18 protein-coding genes are annotated in these 16,697 nt (G+C 63.3%); 9 read left to right on the forward strand and 9 right to left on the reverse strand.

The features are described 5' to 3' along the window. The coding region (locus Q8R73_RS04040; RefSeq protein ID WP_305718248.1) for a hypothetical protein at positions 1-181 on the forward strand (181 nt) is incomplete at its 5' end. Between the two features lie 151 nt (positions 182-332). Beyond that, on the forward strand, positions 333-1,073 hold the full coding sequence (locus Q8R73_RS04045; RefSeq protein ID WP_305718249.1) for a thermonuclease family protein: 741 nt from the start codon (positions 333-335) through the stop codon (positions 1,071-1,073). A 456-nt stretch (positions 1,074-1,529) separates the two neighbouring features. Here the strand turns inward: Q8R73_RS04045 and Q8R73_RS04050 are convergent, their stop codons facing one another. From Q8R73_RS04050 to Q8R73_RS04060, 3 genes are all read right to left on the reverse strand, one after another. Continuing rightward, positions 1,530-4,250, reverse strand: a complete 2,721-nt coding sequence (locus Q8R73_RS04050; protein ID WP_305718250.1) for an EAL domain-containing protein — start codon at positions 4,248-4,250, stop codon at positions 1,530-1,532. A 731-nt stretch (positions 4,251-4,981) separates the two neighbouring features. Further along, complete coding sequence (locus tag Q8R73_RS04055; protein ID WP_305718251.1) at positions 4,982-5,293, reverse strand: hypothetical protein; 312 nt, start codon at positions 5,291-5,293, stop codon at positions 4,982-4,984. A 138-nt stretch (positions 5,294-5,431) separates the two neighbouring features. After that, the gene (locus Q8R73_RS04060) at positions 5,432-6,019 is read right to left on the reverse strand and encodes an N-acetyltransferase (RefSeq protein ID WP_305718252.1); all 588 of its coding nucleotides are present in this window, start codon (positions 6,017-6,019) and stop codon (positions 5,432-5,434) included. Positions 6,020-6,177: 158 nt separating this feature from the next. Between Q8R73_RS04060 and Q8R73_RS04065 the strand changes: the two genes are divergently transcribed. Continuing rightward, a complete protein-coding gene (locus tag Q8R73_RS04065) occupies positions 6,178-6,603 on the forward strand; it encodes a hypothetical protein (protein ID WP_305718253.1) in 426 nt (141 codons plus the stop codon). Between the two features lie 210 nt (positions 6,604-6,813). Continuing rightward, positions 6,814-7,203, forward strand: coding sequence for a DUF1236 domain-containing protein (locus tag Q8R73_RS04070; protein ID WP_305718254.1), 390 nt, complete (start codon positions 6,814-6,816; stop codon positions 7,201-7,203). Between the two features lie 61 nt (positions 7,204-7,264). On the opposite strand, the gene Q8R73_RS04075 is transcribed toward Q8R73_RS04070, so the two are convergent. From Q8R73_RS04075 to Q8R73_RS04085, 3 genes are all read right to left on the reverse strand, one after another. After that, positions 7,265-7,621 (reverse strand): VanZ family protein, encoded by a 357-nt coding sequence (locus Q8R73_RS04075; RefSeq protein WP_305718255.1) that lies wholly within the window; start codon positions 7,619-7,621, stop codon positions 7,265-7,267. A 77-nt stretch (positions 7,622-7,698) separates the two neighbouring features. Beyond that, positions 7,699-8,313 carry a thiamine pyrophosphate-dependent enzyme gene (locus Q8R73_RS04080; RefSeq protein ID WP_305718256.1) on the reverse strand — a complete coding sequence of 205 codons (615 nt, stop codon included), beginning with the start codon at positions 8,311-8,313 and terminating at the stop codon, positions 7,699-7,701. A gap of 8 nt (positions 8,314-8,321) precedes the next feature. Then, positions 8,322-8,879, reverse strand: a complete 558-nt coding sequence (locus Q8R73_RS04085) for a thiamine pyrophosphate-binding protein (protein ID WP_305718257.1) — start codon at positions 8,877-8,879, stop codon at positions 8,322-8,324. 145 nt (positions 8,880-9,024) lie between these two features. Here Q8R73_RS04085 and Q8R73_RS04090 point away from each other — a divergent pair, with 145 nt between their 5' ends. Continuing rightward, complete coding sequence (locus tag Q8R73_RS04090; protein WP_305718258.1) at positions 9,025-10,074, forward strand: hydroxyacid dehydrogenase; 1,050 nt, start codon at positions 9,025-9,027, stop codon at positions 10,072-10,074. Here Q8R73_RS04090 and Q8R73_RS04095 read toward each other — a convergent pair. Next, complete coding sequence (locus tag Q8R73_RS04095) at positions 10,029-10,358, reverse strand: hypothetical protein (RefSeq protein WP_305718259.1); 330 nt, start codon at positions 10,356-10,358, stop codon at positions 10,029-10,031. The two genes, Q8R73_RS04090 and Q8R73_RS04095, sit on opposite strands and share 46 nt — an antisense overlap. Before the next feature lie 140 nt (positions 10,359-10,498). On the opposite strand from Q8R73_RS04095, the gene Q8R73_RS04100 reads away from it, so the two are divergent. After that, positions 10,499-10,711, forward strand: coding sequence for a hypothetical protein (locus Q8R73_RS04100; RefSeq protein ID WP_305718260.1), 213 nt, complete (start codon positions 10,499-10,501; stop codon positions 10,709-10,711). On the opposite strand, the gene Q8R73_RS04105 is transcribed toward Q8R73_RS04100, so the two are convergent. Together Q8R73_RS04105 and Q8R73_RS04110 are read right to left on the reverse strand one after the other, a co-directional pair. Continuing rightward, the gene (locus Q8R73_RS04105) at positions 10,712-12,418 is read right to left on the reverse strand and encodes a thiamine pyrophosphate-binding protein (protein ID WP_305718261.1); all 1,707 of its coding nucleotides are present in this window, start codon (positions 12,416-12,418) and stop codon (positions 10,712-10,714) included. A 95-nt stretch (positions 12,419-12,513) separates the two neighbouring features. Then, positions 12,514-13,338 carry an IclR family transcriptional regulator gene (locus Q8R73_RS04110; protein WP_305718262.1) on the reverse strand — a complete coding sequence of 275 codons (825 nt, stop codon included), beginning with the start codon at positions 13,336-13,338 and terminating at the stop codon, positions 12,514-12,516. 182 nt (positions 13,339-13,520) lie between these two features. Here Q8R73_RS04110 and Q8R73_RS04115 point away from each other — a divergent pair, with 182 nt between their 5' ends. The 3 genes from Q8R73_RS04115 to Q8R73_RS04125 all read left to right on the forward strand — a co-directional run bounded on the left by Q8R73_RS04115 (position 13,521) and on the right by Q8R73_RS04125 (position 16,696). Beyond that, the gene (locus tag Q8R73_RS04115) at positions 13,521-14,885 is read left to right on the forward strand and encodes an ABC transporter substrate-binding protein (RefSeq protein ID WP_305718263.1); all 1,365 of its coding nucleotides are present in this window, start codon (positions 13,521-13,523) and stop codon (positions 14,883-14,885) included. A gap of 108 nt (positions 14,886-14,993) precedes the next feature. Then, positions 14,994-15,866 (forward strand): carbohydrate ABC transporter permease, encoded by an 873-nt coding sequence (locus tag Q8R73_RS04120; protein WP_305718264.1) that lies wholly within the window; start codon positions 14,994-14,996, stop codon positions 15,864-15,866. Beyond that, positions 15,863-16,696: a carbohydrate ABC transporter permease gene (locus Q8R73_RS04125; protein ID WP_305718265.1), complete on the forward strand. Its 834-nt coding sequence runs from the start codon at positions 15,863-15,865 to the stop codon at positions 16,694-16,696. Before Q8R73_RS04120 ends, Q8R73_RS04125 begins: the two co-directional genes overlap by 4 nt. Position 16,697 lies beyond the last annotated feature (1 nt).

Genomic DNA, 16,697 nt, shown 5'->3' on the forward strand with positions numbered 1-16,697 from the left:
TCTCGCCGCGATTGGCGATCAGAATTCGTTTGAACATGGGGCTATTTACTTGCAACCGAAGGGCGGGGTCCAGCCCGGCGGGCCGGCTGTCGAGGGGACGTTTTCTCAGTTCCGTCGTACAGCAAAACTGAACGGAGGCAACGGTTTATGCGCTCCAATTCTGCTTCAGGGAGAGATTTAGCGCGCCGTCCCCGCCGGTCGCCGCTGCCTGGGTTCACCAAGCACCTGGACCGCCCGAAGCTTTCGACGATCAACAGGCCCCTCGATCAACGTGCGAACTTCCCGTAACGTTGCCCGAAATATCGCAAAACCGAACAGAGGCAATGGGCTGGATGCGTTTCCTGATCCTGATACTGGCAGTTCTCTGGGCTGGCCAAAGCTGGGCTGCCGGCGCGGTCGTCAAGGACGGCGGCACCGTCGAGACGGCCGGCGTGACCTACCGGCTCGACGGCATCGATGCGCCGGAACTCGACCAGATGTGCATCGACGAGCACGCCGATCCCTGGGCCTGCGGCGTCGAGGCGCGCGACCATCTGAAAAAACTGATAGGCGACCGCGCCGTACGTTGTGAGGATCTCGGGCTGGCGCCTTACAGGAGCCGGCATATCGGGATCTGCACCGTCGAGGGCGAGCCGGTCACGCTCAACCAACTCCTTGTCCGACAGGGGTTTGCCCTGAATTTCGAACCCTATGCCAGAGGCCGATACAAGGACGACGAGGCGGGCGCCAGGGACAAGCGACTTGGACTCTGGAAGGGATGCTTCGCATCGCCCTACGAATTCCGCCGCGCCCGCAAGGACGGCAAGCTGCTGGGCGATGCCTGCAGGCCGGACAAGGATCAAGAGATCCGTGCGGTGCTGTTTCCCGAGCATCCCGTGATGCCGCCGGGCTGCAACATCAAGGGCAAGCTGGCGGTGCGCGCCCGCGTGACCGGGAATGTCGGCCTTTATCACCTGCAGGGATGTCGAAGCTACCCCGGCACGACGGAGCCGGATCGCTGGTTCTGCACCGAGGAAGATGCCCAGGCCGCGGGATTTCGAAAGGCGTATAACTGCCAGGCCAAGCGCAAATAGCGACCACATTCAGGTTCAAGACCGGCGCGCGTTCTCCGGCCGGGGACCCCTCGCCTTGCGCCCGGGACCGGCGCGCGGAAGCTTCGTCCATGGGGATTTTCGCGCGATCTTCTTCTTGATCTGGGTCCGCTTCTTCGGCGGTTTCTTGCGGCCGCTTTTGGCCGGCCCGATTGCTGCCATCGTCGTCTCCCCGCCTTGAATGTCCGGCTAAACCCGCTTGGGTCTCGGTTGACCCGGCTCCTTGACCGGCTCCGGTTCCGGTGAAGGCGGCTCGATCGGGGGCGGCGGCGGGTCCAGATTGGGGACATCGGGGCCCTTCTCGGGTTCGGGGCCTGATCCTTCGATTGCCATCAGATGATCTCCCTCACTCCGTTTCCGTGAGGGACAATGGCGGTTTCGACGGAATGTTCCAGCAAAGGTCCGGGCTGCAACGCCTTCAGTGCGGGACCGCCGCCCTCACGCCACCTCGGCGGCAGCCTCGCGGCCGCACGCCAGCATGTCGCGGATTTCTTGCGCCGGGCGCGCGGCGCTGAACAGGTATCCCTGCATCTGCGTGCATCCGAGCGACTGCACGGTCTCGCGCTGCTGCTCCGTCTCTACCCCTTCCGCGGTCGTGATCATGTCGCGGTCGGCGGCGATGCTGACGACGGCCCTGATGATGGAGGCCGAACCGGTGCCGTGCGTCAGTTCCTTGACGAAGCTGCGGTCGATCTTGATCTTGTCGAAGGGAAACCGCTGCAGGTAGCTCAGCGACGAATAGCCGGTCCCGAAATCGTCCAGCGCGATGTGGACCCCGAGCGCACGAAGCTGGTTGAGCGCCACCAGCGCCGCGTCGTCATCGGCAATCAGCACCGCTTCCGTGATCTCGAGTTCCAGCCGGCGCGGGTCGAGACCGGCATCGGCGAGCGCGGTGGCAACCTTCAGGGACAGCGTCGGCGACCTGAACTGGACGGGAGACACGTTGACGGCAACGCGGATATCGGCAGGCCAGGCCGCGGCTTCGGCGCAGGCGGTGCGCAGCACCCACTGCCCGATCTCCTCGATCAGGCCGGTTTCCTCTGCCACCGGAATGAAATCGGCCGGCGAGACCATGCCGCGCACCGGATGCCGCCACCGCAGCAGCGCCTCGCATCCGGTGATCGCATTGCTGCGCAGATCGACAATCGGCTGGTAGTGGATCTCGAAGCCGCCTCTGGCGATCGCGGTCCGCAGATCCCGCTCGAGTTCGCGACGGAGGTTGGCGTGCGCTTCCATCGACGGCTCGAAGAAGCGATGGGTCCGGCGGCCGGCCGCTTTCGCCGCATACATCGCGAGATCGGCGCTTTTCAGCAGCCCGAACAAATCGGTACCGTGGCGCGGCGCGATCGAAACGCCGATGCTGGCGTCACCGCCGAGGCTGTGGCCGAGGCAATCGAACGGCGTTCGCAGCGCCTGATAGACCTTCGCGATCAGCGCCTCGACGTCGTCGTCGGAGTCGACGTCGCGCTGCAGGATGGCGAATTCATCCCCGCCAAGCCGGGCGACGAAGTCGCTCGGTCCGACGGATTCGAGCAGGCGTCCCGACACGCCCCTCAGGAACTCGTCGCCGATCAGGTGGCCAAGCGAGTCGTTGATCCGCTTGAACTCGTCGATGTCGATGTAGAGGATGGCGAACTGAACGTCGGCGGTCTGCAACAGCAACCCCTCCGCATGCCGCTGGAACAGCGTGCGGTTCGGCAGGTTGGTCAAGGCGTCGTAATGGGCGAGATGCTCGATCTTGGCCGCGACACGGCGCCGCTCGGTGACGTCTTCCAGCGTGGTGGCCCAGCCACCGTCCGGCGACCGCTTGTAGACCAGCCGGATCATGCGGCCGTCAGGGACCGAAATCACGGTGTCGTTGATCAGGTCATCCTTCGGGTCGAGAAATCTCGCGCAATAGGCGTCGACGTCGCCGACGAAGGAACCCAGATCCTGGCGATGACGGATGAGGTCGCGCAGATGGCAGCCGGGCTTGGCGACGTCAGGCGATACGCCGAACATGTCGATATAGCGCTGGTTGCAGATGACGAGGCGGCCCGAAGCGTCGAACAGCAGCAGTCCCTGGGTCATGTTGTTGATGGCCTGGTCGAGATGCTGGCTCTTCTCGCCAAGCAGCCGCTGGGCGGCTTCGTGCTGACGTTTCAGCTGGCGAACGATCAGGTAGATCGTGGCGACGACGACGATCACGGCGAGAAGGGCGGCGGAAAACTGCAGCTTGCTCTGGGCCCGCCAGTCGGCGAGCGCCGACGAAACGTCGGTTGAGGCCACGATCAGGATCGGGAAATTCGTCAGGGACCGGATCGAACCGATTCTTTCCTCGCTGTGGGCGGTATGCTTGAAGCGCCCGGACGAATTGCCGCCCACCGCCAGCGCCTTCTGGAACGACGGCGATGTGCTGACATTCTTGCCGATCAGACTGTCGTCATGCGGATAGCGGGCAATGACCGTGCCATCGCGGTGGATCATCGAGATCGTGGTGTCGCCTCCCAGCGCCAGGGAAGCGACGAAACTCTGAAAATGCGAGGGTTCGACACCCCGGGTCGCAAAGCCGATCAGTTCGCCGTGGCGGCCGGTAATCTTGCGCGCGAAGATCGTCGTCCATTTTTTCGTCACCTTGCTGACGGCCGGCTCGACGATCACGTCGGGAACCGGCTCGCCCGAGGTAAATTCGCGGAAATAGCGCCGGTCCCTGATATTCACATCCTCCACCGGCCACATCTCCGATGTGTTGATCAATTGTCCCCTGGCATTGAACACGTTCAGACCGCCGACATGCGGAAGTGCCGCGAGCTTGGTGCGCAGCATCTCATGCGCGGCCTGGGTCGACATCTGCCGTTCGAAGCCCTCGGCGGTAGTCGCGCTGCCTGCCTGCATATGTCCGACGACGACGCCATGAACATGCTGGAGATCGGCGAGTTGCTGGTCGAAATGACGGGACAGCAGCAGCGCGCTGTTGGTCAGTTCGCGCTCGCTGACCTCGAGCGCGCGCTCGCGGAATTCGAGGGCGAGATACCCGGTGCCGAGCGCGATCGCGACCACGAGCGCGGCACCGCACAGGATGAGCCACCGGATCGCGCCCGGTCTTGCGCTGGAGCGCGCACCATCGCGCGACAGCGGTCGGCCGTCCGAACTGACACTATCCGATGAACCGCTCGACATGTTCCCGTCCCTGCTCACCCGCATCTTTAGCGGGGCCGGTAACAAGAGGCGGTTAGGAAAACGAGTTATCGGGAGGTTAACAGGCTGACGCAATCCGGCGCCGGCGGCAGCAGATTACCGGGCAGCCTGCGCCCGCGCGGAAAAGGTGACGTCGCCGTCCAGGCTGCGACCCGGCCATCCGACGGGCAAATCACTTCCGGTAATCAGAATTAATGTCAAGCCCTTCACGCAAAAATATTTCTGTTTATCAGAATCTACAACCAGGCTATATCAATGGCCATCCCGTCCCACTCCGAGGGGCGTTGCGCAAGGTCACCAGTGCGGGACGGGGATGCGGTGGACGCGGATGGCGCTCCTGACCCGAGTGCCTGAAACGGATGCGAAATCGTGCGGTCCTGACACCTCGGTGCTGGTGTCAAACTTGCGGTGAGACCCGCAGGTGACGGCGGCAAGAAAGCCGATCGCCGGGGAGACCACGTATAAGCAAAAACCATCGCGCGGGGAGTGCCGGGTGATTCCGGTGTGACCTGACAACGCGTGTGCACTCTACCTCTACCCATTGCACACGTGGCTATCGGGCGCATCGGGCGCCCGGCATTCCCCGCGCCCTCTGATTGCAGAGGGCGGGAAATTTCCGGCAAACCTCGGGCGAAAGCTGCCGCGAGATCGCGAAGGCATGTCTGGAGTTTGAGACATGTCCGGAGCTTGAACTTGCCGATGCCCGCCGTACCCTACAACCCGACAAACCCGCGCAGCTTTGACACGGTTTCGGCGGCATCCTGGGCTTCCTCGGTGGTCAGGACGGTGACTTCACCGCTGCGCCGGTGCAACACGCTGTGATGGATGATCGCGCCGGAAGCGCCGTCCTTTTCCGACTTCACCGCGATGTCGTCGATGTCGGAAAGCTCGAACTCGACCGGCTTCTTGTTCCACAGCAGCAGTTTTTTCTGCAGCGTCGCCTTGCCGTAGTCCTTGTCGAGCGTGAGTGTCGTGGAGCCGGCTTTCAAAACCAGCTTGCCGGGAATTTCCTCGATCTGTTTCATGGCACGTTCCCTCGCTACCTCGAAGTGAACTCGACCGGTCCCCCGCCGGTTGCACGCAGCCCCATGCTTTCTTTTGCCGCAGGCTACCTCCGCGCAGCCGGTGTGTCATCAGGACAATTGGTCTCGGCAGTGCGACACTCAGGGTCGGGGCCGCAGCATCGGCGTCAACACCGGAGACGAGCCGCTCTGAATCCTGCCGATGATCCGGAAGCCGTGGCGTTCGTACAGGGAAATATTGCGCGGGTTCGAGCTTTCGAGATAGGCGGCGATGCCCTGCGCGTCGCAGCGCCGCAGCGCGTGTTTCAGCAGCACGGCGCCGAGACCTCGTCCCATCCAGTTCGGATCGGCGGCGATCAGCGGAAGATACCAATGCGGCTCGCGGGGATGATATTCGGCCATGCCTTTCAGGACGGCGCCGATATCCCCGGCGATCTCGGGGCGCAGGGCTCCCTCCATGACGGCGCCCATTTCCGCATCGTCGGGCTCGACGCCCGGCGGCAGCCAAAGGGCGGCGGCCCGGGCCCCGTCGGTGATGTCCGCTGTGCCATGCTCGAAGGCCCGGCCGCCGAAGGCTTTGACAAATCGAGGCATTATTCTGAGATATTGCGACGAGTCCGGCCAGACCCAGCGAGTCATCGGGTCGGTTGCAAAGCCGAGCACGATGGTATCGATCGCGCTCGCCTGGAGGCTCGCGTCCGCGGATCTCACTTCCGGAACCGCCGACATCGTGTTGCCTCCTTGTTTCCGCTGTTGAACCGATGTTCATCAAGATTAAATTTGCTGGATGGACTTGCGCAACCTCCCTCCGCGGGAAACCTTGGGTTAGGTTACAAGTTGGAAGGCCCGGGAAAATTGGAAGGGTTTTGGACATGAAGAAAGCAATAATGGCGTTAGTGACCGCTGCCGTCGTCGGCTTCTCGGCCATGGCGGCGCCGTCTCCGGCGGAAGCGCATTGGCGGGGAAGGGGTTTTGGTCCCGGCCTGGCGGGCGGACTGATTGCGGCCGCGGTGGTTGGCGGCATCGCCTCCAGCGCCTACGCCTACGGTCCGCGTTATGGTTACGGTTACGGCTATGCGCCGGCCTATTACGGCGGCTATGCGCCGGCCTATTATGGCGGCTACGCGCCGGCCTATCGCTATGCCCCGGCCTATTACGGCGGATACCGGTCGACCTATTACGCTCCGGCCTATTACCCCCGGGTCCGTCGTGTCGTTCGTCCGGCCTACGTCTATTATGGCGGACCGCGATACTACGGAGCCCGCTACTACGGCGGCGGACCGCGGATCCATCGCGCCTATCGTCGTTGGTGATCGCCTGGCGCGACAGGACTGATAACTGATAACCAAAAGGTCGCAGATTTTCTGCGACCTTTTTCATGCATGGGTGCTTCCTGCATGGCGGCTTCCGATACGTGGAACTTCTTCCGCTGAGATACCGGTCCGCGCACTGGAACTGCGAAATGTCGGAACATCGCCGCGGTCCAACGGTTGATAGGCATCACCCATTTCATGGAGGTCAAGATGACCAATCGCCTTACCGCTTCAATCATTGCCGCGTCGCTGCTCGCATCCGGCGCCGCGTTCGCCCAATCCACCACCGTCGAGGGTGCGCGGGGTGGAGCTGCAGCCGGTGGTGCCGTAGCGGGTCCGGTCGGCCAGGCCGTCGGCGGCACGGTCGGTGCTGCGGTCGGTCTCGGGCTCGAAATCCCGAACGCCGTGATCACATCGATCGTGGGCGCGCAGGCGCCATCGGTAACCGTTCGCGAGAGAATCGTGGTCGGGGAGCCGCTGCCGGCCAGCGTGGAACTGCGCACTGTTCCAGATCACACCGAGTATCGCTACGCCGTGGTCAATGACCGCCGGGTGATCGTCGAGCCGCGCACGCGCAAGATCATCAAGATCATCGACTGACCGAGGCAACAGAGCATCCATCAATCCTCGCGGGGAAATTTCCCCGCGGGGTTTTTGCGTCTTACGACAATCCAGCGCGGCGCGATCGCACCATGATCCAGCCGACGCCCGCCGCGAGCAAGAGGCCTGCACAGGCCGCCAGCGCGTCGACGACGAAATCCGACCATCTCGCGTGCCGTCCCGGTGCCCAGAACTGCAGGACCTCGATCAGCCCGATCACCGCGATGGCGATCAGCGTGGTCAGCCAGCGGCGCTGCGGATAGGCCAGACCGAAGGCTAGCCCGATCAGCAGGAAGGCCAGCGCATGCTCGCCTTCCTGCCCAAGCTCGGAATGCGGCCGCAACCCCGGCGGTCCCAGTGTGGCGAAAGCCACAGCGGCGGCCAGCAGCCAGGCTAGTCCTTTGAGGAGAAAGGTCATCGCCACCGGATAACACGTTTGCCGGCCGGATATGCTGCAGATGCGAAGTCGCGAGGTCCCTTGGTTAATGCCTGATTCTACAGCGCTTCCCGGACGCCGAGACCGAGCATGAAGCGTTCCCTGATCTGCACGGGATCCCGGCGGGTGGCGCCGACGCCGGGCTTGTCGTCGATGCGAACCCCGATCAGCGTCGGGCCGGAAGCCGCCAGCGACTGGTCGACCAGACGCTCGAAGTCTTCCTCGTCGGCCGCCCAGGCGCTGTTGGCAAGACCGGAGGCCGCGGCGATGGCGACGATATCCGCCACCGCGGCGGCCGGGGTCGGTTGCGCGCCGGTGATCTGGTAGATGCCGTTGTCCATCACGATCAGGGTGAGGTTCTTCGGCGCCAGTGTCGCGATGGTCGCAAGGCAGCCCATCTGCATCAGCAGCGAGCCGTCACCCTCGAGCGCGAACACGCGGCGCTGCGGCTGCGCCAGTGCCACGCCGAGCGCGATCGGGAAACCAAGCCCCATGCTGCCGAGCATATAGAAGTTCTGCGGGCGATGGCCGGCGGCCCAAAGATCGAAATTGGTATTGCCGATGCCGCCGATCACGGCCTCCTCGTGCTTCAGCTTCGCGACCAGCCGCGAGGTGAGGTCGAACCGGTTCATCACCTTGGTGTTGCGAGCAGGGCTGTTGGCGGCCGTATTCATGGCTTCACTCACTTGTCGAAGACCTTGCCGCCGGTCAGCAGCGGCGACAGGATCAGCGCCACCGGCGCCTGCGTGGTGATGGCCTGCTTGATCGAGCGATCGGCGATGAACTCGAACTCGTCGAGCCGGGTGCAGGTGTGATGCTCCATCGCCAGCGAATCCAGCACCGGCCGCATGGTGCGGCAGACCAGCGCCTGGCCGTAGTTGAATTCGCCGAGCGTGCCGCGTTCCGAAACGAACATGATCAACGGAATCTGGTAGGGGACCGCCAGCGACGCAAGCACGTTGGCCAGCGTGGCGAACCCGGAGGTTTGCATCAGGACGGCGCCGCGCATGCCGGCCATCCAGGCGCCGGAAACGATCCCGACCGCTTCTTCCTCCCGCGCGGTGGGGAACGTGGTGAAGAATGGATCGGCGTGGAGGCCCTTGATCAGCGTCGTCAGGATGCGGTCGGGAACGTAGGGCACCAGCCGGATGTCGTTGCGCTTGAGTGTTTGCAGCACCACCTCTTGCCAGCCCGTCCCCTGAGAAGATGGGGATACTGTCTGTGCCTCGGCAGCCGCCATCGTGCTATCCCCTGTTTCTCGACGATTTTTCGATCGCGACATGTTCGCAGCCGCCCCGTCGTTGCGCCGAAACTTGACGCACTCTCCGGGATTGTCAACATGCGCCGCCGCGACGCTCCATGCTTCCCGAAACTGAAGGCTTACAATGTCCGTGAATAACAAGCGTGTGTTCTACGTGAAATATCTGGCGCATCCGATCTACGCCGAAATACTGGCGGCGCGGCCCGATGTGCGGCTGGACCGGCTGGAGAACGAAACGGCCGAAGACGCCTTCGCGCCGATTCTGGCCGCCGCGCATGCCTATCAGGTCGGCGCCGCGCGCGACGAACTCGCGGACCATTTTCACGTTCACGCCGACCTGCTGAAACGGGCACCGAACCTCCTGATCGTCTCCAGCAACGGCGCGGGCTACGATCCCGTCGATGTCGAGGCCTGCACGGCGGCGGGCGTACTGGTCGTCAACCAGACCGGCGGCAATGCCCACTCCGTCGCGGAGCATGCGCTCGGCATGCTGCTCACGCTGTCAAAACGCATCATCGAGGCCGATCGCGCGCTGCGGCGCGACCCCGATGTGAACCGCAATTCCCTGATCGGCACCGAGGCGCAGGGCAAGACCATCGGCATCGTCGGGCTCGGCAATGTCGGCCGCCGTATCGCCGAACTCTGCAGGGGCCTGCTCGGCATGAAGGTGCTGGCCTACGACCCTTATTTGTCGGCGACCGAGATGGCGGCGCGAGGCGGCGAAAAAGTCGAACTCGACGACCTCCTGCGGGCTTCCGACTATGTCTCGATCAATTGTCCGCTCGCCAGGGATACCCGCGGCATGATCGGTGCCCGCGAATTCGCGCTGATGCAGCCGCATGCCTATTTCATCACCACGGCGAGGGGCTTCATCCATGACGAGGCGGCGCTGTTCGAGGTGCTGCGCGACAAGCGCATCGCCGGCGCGGGCCTCGACGTCTGGGACAAGGAACCGCCGCAGCCGGACCATCCGCTGCTGCAGTTCGACAACGTGCTGGCCAGCCCGCATACCGCCGGGGTGACCAGGGAGGCGCGGGCCAATATGGGCAGGATTGCCGCCGAGCAGATGCTCGGCGCCCTCGACGGCAAGCGGCCGCCCCGCCTGATCAACCCCGAGGTCTGGCCCACCTATGCCAAACGCTTTGAGAGGGCCTTCGGGTTCGCGCCGGGCTGACGAGCGAATCCCGGATCGGATTTCGCGGAGAAGAATTCCATCGTCGGTGTCCAGATCGCGGCAATAAATCCATCGTGAATCGGGGCCCGGGCGATGGACACGTCGCTATTTTCGCCGAGCCCTCGACACGCTGCCAGGGTGCGGCCATTTTCCTTTGCAAGCGCTCGCTGCGGACCGTTGGTTCCATTGGCGCCGAAGGAACTGGCGATCATGCGACAGGTCAACTCATTCTTGCACTCGGCATCGTCCCGGATCGGGCGCCGGCTCAGGCTGATCGTCGCCATCGCAGCCGCCAGCCTGCCGTCGGCCGGCGCCTGAGGCCTTCCGGGCGCCCGATGTCGCCTTGTTGATGCCCGTCAAACCATCTTCCCATGATAGCGTTATATGGAATTGTCTTGGCGCGCGGGCGCGAGAGGAAGGTTCCATGGCGCGATTTGTCGTTCGGTTCATGAAGGACGTGCTCGGCGAGAACGGCCGGCAGGCCGAGATCTGCCAGAGCATCGTGGAAGTTGAAGCTTCCAGTGAAGGTCACGCCACGGAACTGGCCAAGCAGAAATTCTGCGAAAACCAGTCGCTTTGCGACTGGTCGCTGCATGCGGACAGGATTCAGGTCAAGCAGACCGAATTTCCGTCCTGATTACTCGCCCGTAACGCCTTGCGCTTGCCGCTTTTCGGCCGCCACCCGCAGGTTGGTGATGGTGGTGCGCGTCGAGATCTGCTCCGGATCGGTGCATAGTTCGAGCAGCGCCGGACGCCCCGCCGCGATGGCGCGCTCCAGCGCCGGCGCAAAATCCGCGGTGCGGGTGATGCGCTCGGCATGCGCGCCCATCGCCGCCGCCATCGCCACGAAGTCGGGATTGACGAGGTCGGTGCCGACGACGCGGGCAGGGTGCTCGCGCTCCTGATGCATCCGGATGGTGCCGTACATGTTGTTGTTGAACAGCAGGATGATCGGCTTGCCGCCGTGCTGCACGGCGGTCGATATTTCCTGCCCGCTCATCATGAAGCCGCCATCGCCGACGCAGCCGATCACCACCCGATCCGGATGGACCAATGATGCGGCCACCGCCGCCGGCACCGAATAGCCCATCGCGCCATTGGTCGGCCCGATCTGGCGGCCCGGCCGGGCGTAGCTCAGAAAGCGCTGCGGCCAGCCGGTGTGATTGCCGGCGTCGAGCGTGACGATGGCGTCGTCGCCGAGCCGCTTGCCGAGTTCGAGCATCGCGGCGGCGACATCCAGCGCCTGGGTGCAGTCGGGCGGAGCGACGGCGTTGATATAATCGGTACGGGCGGAATGGCGCCAGGCGCTCCAGCGGTCCGCGGCGAACCAGCCGGCATTGGCGAGCTCAGCCATGAAATTATCGGAGGACGACAGCACGGCGATGTCGGGCGTGAACACCTTGCCGAGTTCGTCGGCGTCGGCATGGACATGGATCAGTTTCGGCCGCGCCCTTGGCGAGGAAAGAATGCTGTAGCCCTGGGTGGTCATTTCGCCGAGACGCGCACCGATTACCAGCAGCAGGTCGGCTTCCTTGAAGCGCTGCACCAAAGCGGGCGGCCCCGAGGTGCCGAGGTCACCGGAAAAGCATGACGACCGGTTGTCCATGATATCCTGGCGGCGGAACGAGGTCGCGACCGGAATCCCGTTGGCTTCGGCAAAGCTTCGCAATTGGGCGCAGGCGCGGTCGCTCCAGCCGGGACCCCCGGCCAGGATGATCGGTTTCTTCGCCCCCTCGAGCAGTTCGCGAATCCCGGGGAAGACCTGCGCCGCGGGAGCCGGTTGTGTTGCATGATAGCAAACGGCGTCGCCGGACTGCGTGACCTCGGTCAGCATGTCCTCCGGGAGCGCCAGCACCACCGGGCCCGGGCGGCCCGAGGTCGCAATGTGGAACGCGCGCGCGATATATTCGGGGATCCGCGCGGTGACGTCGATCTGCGCCGCCCATTTGGCGACCGGGCCGAACATCTGGCGGTAATCGATTTCCTGAAAAGCCTCGCGATCCATCATGTCGCGGCCGACCTGGCCGATCAGCATGATCATCGGCGTCGAATCCTGGAAGGCGGTGTGGATGCCGACCGCCGCATGGCATGCGCCCGGTCCGCGCGTCACCATGCAGATGCCGGGCTTGCCGGTCAGTTTGCCATAGGCCTCGGCCATGTTGGCGGCGCCGGCCTCGTGGCGGGCGTTGACGAGCTTGAAGCGGTCGCGCACGTCGAACAGCGCATCCAGCACTTCCAGATAGCTCTCGCCCGGCACGCAGAAGGCCATGTCGGCGCCGTGGATCAGGAGCTGGTCGACCAGGATCTTGCCGCCGGTGCGCGCATTGGAAAAGGGCAGGGTCATCGGATTGTTCTCCAGGGAGAGCGAGGTTTGACATCGCCGTTTGTTGTTATCGCTATAGGCATCCATCTGTTGAGGATGCAAGAGTTCGATGTGATTTAACGCGCGGCGGATTTTGCCTTGCCCGCGACTGACGCGTTGGGCCGATATCCCAAAATGCGCGAGACGTTGGTGGTGGCCTCGAGCAGCGGCGCCACATACACCGTTTCAGCCATCGGACGCAGCCGGAAACGCGGAATGCTGATGCTGGCCGCGGCCACCGCGTTGCCGCGACGGTCCAGGATCGGGGCGCCGAAGCAGAAGATGTCGCGCTCGTTCTCTTCTTCGTCGGTGCTCCAGCCGCGCCGCGCCGCGTCCGCGATCTGCGCCCGCAAGGCGTCGCGCGAGGTGATGGAGTGTCCGGTGACGTCTTCGAGCTTCAGCCGCTGGAGCGCGCTCTCGCGCTGATCTTCCGGTGAGAAGGCAAGATAGGCCTTGCCGACGGCGGTCGTGTGTAGGGGGACCGAGACGCCGAGCGAGCACTTCATGCGGACCCGTTCGCGGCTCTCGATATTGTCGACATAGAGCATGGCGTCATTGCTGAACACAGCCAGATGGACGGTCTCGCCGGTGTCATCGCGCAGCTTCAGGAGATGTTCGTGGGCGATGTCGCGGATATCCATCTGGTCGAGCGCGCGGTGCGCGATCGTGACCAGCGTAGCGCCGAGTTGATAGGTGTGTCCCCCCGAGGATTGCCGCACCAATCCCGCTTCCGTCAACGCCGCCAGCAAGCGGTAGACCGTCGGCCGCGGCAGCATGGTCTGGTCGCTGAGGTCGCGCACCGACGGCGGTACTTCGGCGTCGGCGATCGCGGCGAGGAGCTTGATACCCTTGTTGAGTGCCGCGGCGCCTTTGATGCCATCCGGCGTGGGTTGATCATCCATCAAGAAAACGCTCCGCCCCTTCGGGTCTTTCATTGCGCGGGCGATGCAGCGGCGATCCGCCGCTGCCGCCGTTTCGGCATTGACAGGTCTACAACGCACCCACTAAATTATCAAAAATAGGCTGCGATGTCCACATAGTAATAAAAAATGACATCAGAGAGGTCGCCTTCGGGGAGGATAACATGAAAGCACAGACACTGCGATTGAGGATGACGGCGGGCTTGCTTGGCTGCGCCGTCGCGATGGCTCTCGCCGGAACGGCTACTGCCCAGCCGGTCAAGACGGTGCGGGTCTGGCACACCGAAACCAATCCGGCCTCGCAGAAGGCGGTGGCCGAAATCGTCAAGCGTTTCGAGGCGACCCGTCCGGGCGTCAAGATCGAAGCCGAGGCGCTGGCCTGGAACGATCTCGAGGGCAAGATCATGGCGGCGCTTGCCGCCGGCAGCCCGCCCGAATTATCCCACGGCCAGCCCGTGACTTGCGCAGCACTGCTGTCGCAGAAGCTGCTGCTGCCGATCGACGATGTCGTCAAGGCGATCGGCGAATCCAACATCTGGGAGCATTACAAGAAGCTCTGTTTTGCCGACGGCAAATGGTACGGCCTCGTGCATGCGTCCGGCACCTCGCTGATGATCTATCGCAAGGATCTGGCGAAGAAGCAGGGCATCGAGCCGCCGAAAACCTGGGACGATTTCGTCAAAATCGCGGAAAAGCTCACCATCGACGAGAACAAGGACGGCAAGCCCGAGATCTACGGCCTGACCATGCCGGGCGACAATCTGTTCATCAACATCCTGGTCGGCGAAATGATGGCGGCCAATGGCGGCAAGCTGTTCGACGCCAGGAACCGCCCGCTGTTCGAATCCAAGCAGATGCTGGAGACGCTGGAATACTGGAAGCGGCTGGCGAAGTTCATGCCGCCCGGCTGGGAAGGCCACGGTTATCTCGACACCTTTGCCAATCTGTACGGGCAGAAGGCGGCGATGATGTATGCCGGCTTTGGCCGCGGTGCTTCGCTGATCGAGCAGTATGCGCCGGAAAACATGCGCAATACCGATACCTATGACGTCTGGCGCAAGCCCCATGGTCCGAGCGGCACCGCACCGGCGTCGCAGGTCGATGAAGAAACCTGGATGCTGTTCAAGGGCTCGGCCAATCCGGAACTGGCCAAGGAATTCCTGGCGTTCTTCTACAAGGACGAGAACTACGTCGAGTACATCAAGTCGGTGCCGATCCATTTCTTCCCGATCACCAAGTCGCTGCGCAATTCCGCCGAATATCGCGACATTCCGATGGTGAAGCGCTGGGCCAGCTGGCTGCAGGTGCAGCAGGAAGATCTCGACAAGGATCAGGCGCGTCCGACCCTGATCATCGACTGGGAAGATCTGACCAACAAGCCGTATCTGCTGCAGATCCTCGGCTCCGGCGTGTTGCGCGACATGGTGCTGGACGTCGCGGTCGAAGGCAAGCCGGCGGCGGAGGCGGCCAAGCGCGGCCAGCAGCGCGCCGAGCAGATCGTTCGCCAGGCCGGCGCCGCGAAGTGGTGATGCAGGATTGAACCCGCGCCGGCGGTAATGCCGGCGCGGAATTTGCTTCACCCGATGAAGTTTTACAGTTGAACGTTGCGGATCGGCGCGGCGTGCGGATATCCTGATATGCAAACGCGCGGCCTTCCTGGCCTTCTCCTGGTGTTACCGGCGCTGTTGTTGCTGGTAACGCTGACCTTGTATCCGGTTGGATACGGCTTCTGGCTTAGCCTTCATGCCAAGCACTCGCTGTTTCCCACGCAGACCTTCGTCGGCCTGGATAATTACCTTTATCTGCTGAGCGACCCCGAATTCTGGGAAAGCCTTCGTATCGGCCTGATCTATTCGGTCTCCACCATCGTCCTACAGCTGGTGCTCGGGGTCGCGGCGGCGCTGCTGCTGCATCAGAGCTTTTTCGGCCGCAACATCGTCCGCGGCCTCGTGCTGTTTCCCTACATGATCCCGACCGTGGTCGCGGTGATCCTGTGGAAATGGATGCTCAACAACCAGTTCGGCCTGATCAATTTCGGGCTGGTCTCGCTGGGGATCTCGGACGAGCCGATCAACTGGTTTGGCCGCAGCTACATCATGATTTCGCTGATCCTGGTGTCGGTCTGGCAATTTTTTCCGTTCGTGCTGCTCGCCGTGCTGGCGCGGCTACAAAGCATTCCGACCGAACTCTACGACGCGGCGCGGGTCGATGGCGCGGGACCGGTGGCGCGATTCCTGTACGTCACATTGCCGCAACTGGCGTCGGTGCTGTTCATCACCATCCTCCTGCGCTCGATTTGGATGTTCACCAAGTTCGACACGGTATGGCTGATGACGCAGGGCGGCGGCGCCGAGCGTTATATACGCACCATGCCGGTCTACGCGTACTTGCGGACCTTCAACTACTACGAAGCCGGCATGGGGTCGGCGGTGGCGATCGTGATGTTTTTTATGCTGGTGGGGGCGGCCACCACCTATTTCTTCCTGTTCCGCGGCGAGGACCAGTCATGAGCCGCCGATCGGGATGGCAGCGGCTGGGCCTCGGCCTGGCGGTTGCCGTATTGCTCACCTTCGCGGCGTTTCCGCTGCTGTGGATGGGGCTGACCGCGCTAAAACCGTCCGCGGAAATATTCGCCTGGCCGCCGCGGCTGCTGCCGGAGGCGCCGACGCTCTCCAATATCGGGCGGCTGTTCGAACAAACCCACTTCGTTACCTACTTCAAGAACAGCGTGATCGTCTCCAGCGCCGCGGTGTTGCTCACGCTGTTGCTCGCGGTGCCCGGCGCCTACGGGCTGACGCGCTACCGCTTCTTCGGCCGCGAGATGATCGCAGCCACGGTGTTGTTCACCTACATGTTCGCGCCGATCATGATCATCATACCCTTTTATATCGTGATGCGGACGCTCGGTCTCGCCAACACCCACATGGCGCTGGTGCTGGCCTATTGCGCGTTCAGCCTGCCGTTCGCGCTGTGGATGCTACGCACCTTCTTCCAGTCGATCCCGATCGATCTGGAGGAAGCCGCGATGACCGACGGCGCCAGCCGTTTTCGCGCGGTGATCCATGTGGTGATTCCGATGGCGCTGCCGGGCATCATCGCCACCGGCATCCTGACCTTCATCCTGGCCTGGAACGACTACATCTTCGCGCGGATCCTGATCTCCTCCGACAATCTGAAGACGCTGCCGGTCGGCATCGCCGATCTCTACAATGCCAGCGTGGTCGACTGGGGCATGATCATGGCGAGTGGCTTGCTGGTCATCATTCCCGTCGTCATCGTCTTTTCCTATGTGCAGAAATTTCTGGTCGCCGGCTGGGGCAGCGGCGGCGTCAAGGGGTAAT

It is taken from the genome of Bradyrhizobium sp., from assembly GCF_030697065.1.
GTDB lineage: Bacteria > Pseudomonadota > Alphaproteobacteria > Rhizobiales > Xanthobacteraceae > Bradyrhizobium.

Excerpts from the sequence above, each read along its gene's own strand:
- Q8R73_RS04100 (WP_305718260.1), top strand. The coding sequence starts at position 10,499 with ATGGCGCGATTTGTCGTTCGGTTCATGAAGGACGTGCTCGGCGAGAAC.
- Q8R73_RS04075 (WP_305718255.1), bottom strand. The coding sequence starts at position 7,621 with ATGACCTTTCTCCTCAAAGGACTAGCCTGGCTGCTGGCCGCCGCTGTG.
- Q8R73_RS04105 (WP_305718261.1), bottom strand. The coding sequence starts at position 12,418 with ATGACCCTGCCCTTTTCCAATGCGCGCACCGGCGGCAAGATCCTGGTC.
- Q8R73_RS04090 (WP_305718258.1), top strand. The coding sequence starts at position 9,025 with ATGTCCGTGAATAACAAGCGTGTGTTCTACGTGAAATATCTGGCGCAT.
- Q8R73_RS04120 (WP_305718264.1), top strand. The coding sequence starts at position 14,994 with ATGCAAACGCGCGGCCTTCCTGGCCTTCTCCTGGTGTTACCGGCGCTG.
- Q8R73_RS04085 (WP_305718257.1), bottom strand. The coding sequence starts at position 8,879 with ATGGCGGCTGCCGAGGCACAGACAGTATCCCCATCTTCTCAGGGGACG.
- Q8R73_RS04080 (WP_305718256.1), bottom strand. The coding sequence starts at position 8,313 with ATGAATACGGCCGCCAACAGCCCTGCTCGCAACACCAAGGTGATGAAC.
- Q8R73_RS04045 (WP_305718249.1), top strand. The coding sequence starts at position 333 with ATGCGTTTCCTGATCCTGATACTGGCAGTTCTCTGGGCTGGCCAAAGC.
- Q8R73_RS04115 (WP_305718263.1), top strand. The coding sequence starts at position 13,521 with ATGAAAGCACAGACACTGCGATTGAGGATGACGGCGGGCTTGCTTGGC.
- Q8R73_RS04060 (WP_305718252.1), bottom strand. The coding sequence starts at position 6,019 with ATGTCGGCGGTTCCGGAAGTGAGATCCGCGGACGCGAGCCTCCAGGCG.
- Q8R73_RS04055 (WP_305718251.1), bottom strand. The coding sequence starts at position 5,293 with ATGAAACAGATCGAGGAAATTCCCGGCAAGCTGGTTTTGAAAGCCGGC.
- Q8R73_RS04050 (WP_305718250.1), bottom strand. The coding sequence starts at position 4,250 with ATGTCGAGCGGTTCATCGGATAGTGTCAGTTCGGACGGCCGACCGCTG.
- Q8R73_RS04065 (WP_305718253.1), top strand. The coding sequence starts at position 6,178 with ATGGCGTTAGTGACCGCTGCCGTCGTCGGCTTCTCGGCCATGGCGGCG.
- Q8R73_RS04125 (WP_305718265.1), top strand. The coding sequence starts at position 15,863 with ATGAGCCGCCGATCGGGATGGCAGCGGCTGGGCCTCGGCCTGGCGGTT.
- Q8R73_RS04070 (WP_305718254.1), top strand. The coding sequence starts at position 6,814 with ATGACCAATCGCCTTACCGCTTCAATCATTGCCGCGTCGCTGCTCGCA.
- Q8R73_RS04110 (WP_305718262.1), bottom strand. The coding sequence starts at position 13,338 with ATGGATGATCAACCCACGCCGGATGGCATCAAAGGCGCCGCGGCACTC.
- Q8R73_RS04095 (WP_305718259.1), bottom strand. The coding sequence starts at position 10,358 with ATGGCGACGATCAGCCTGAGCCGGCGCCCGATCCGGGACGATGCCGAG.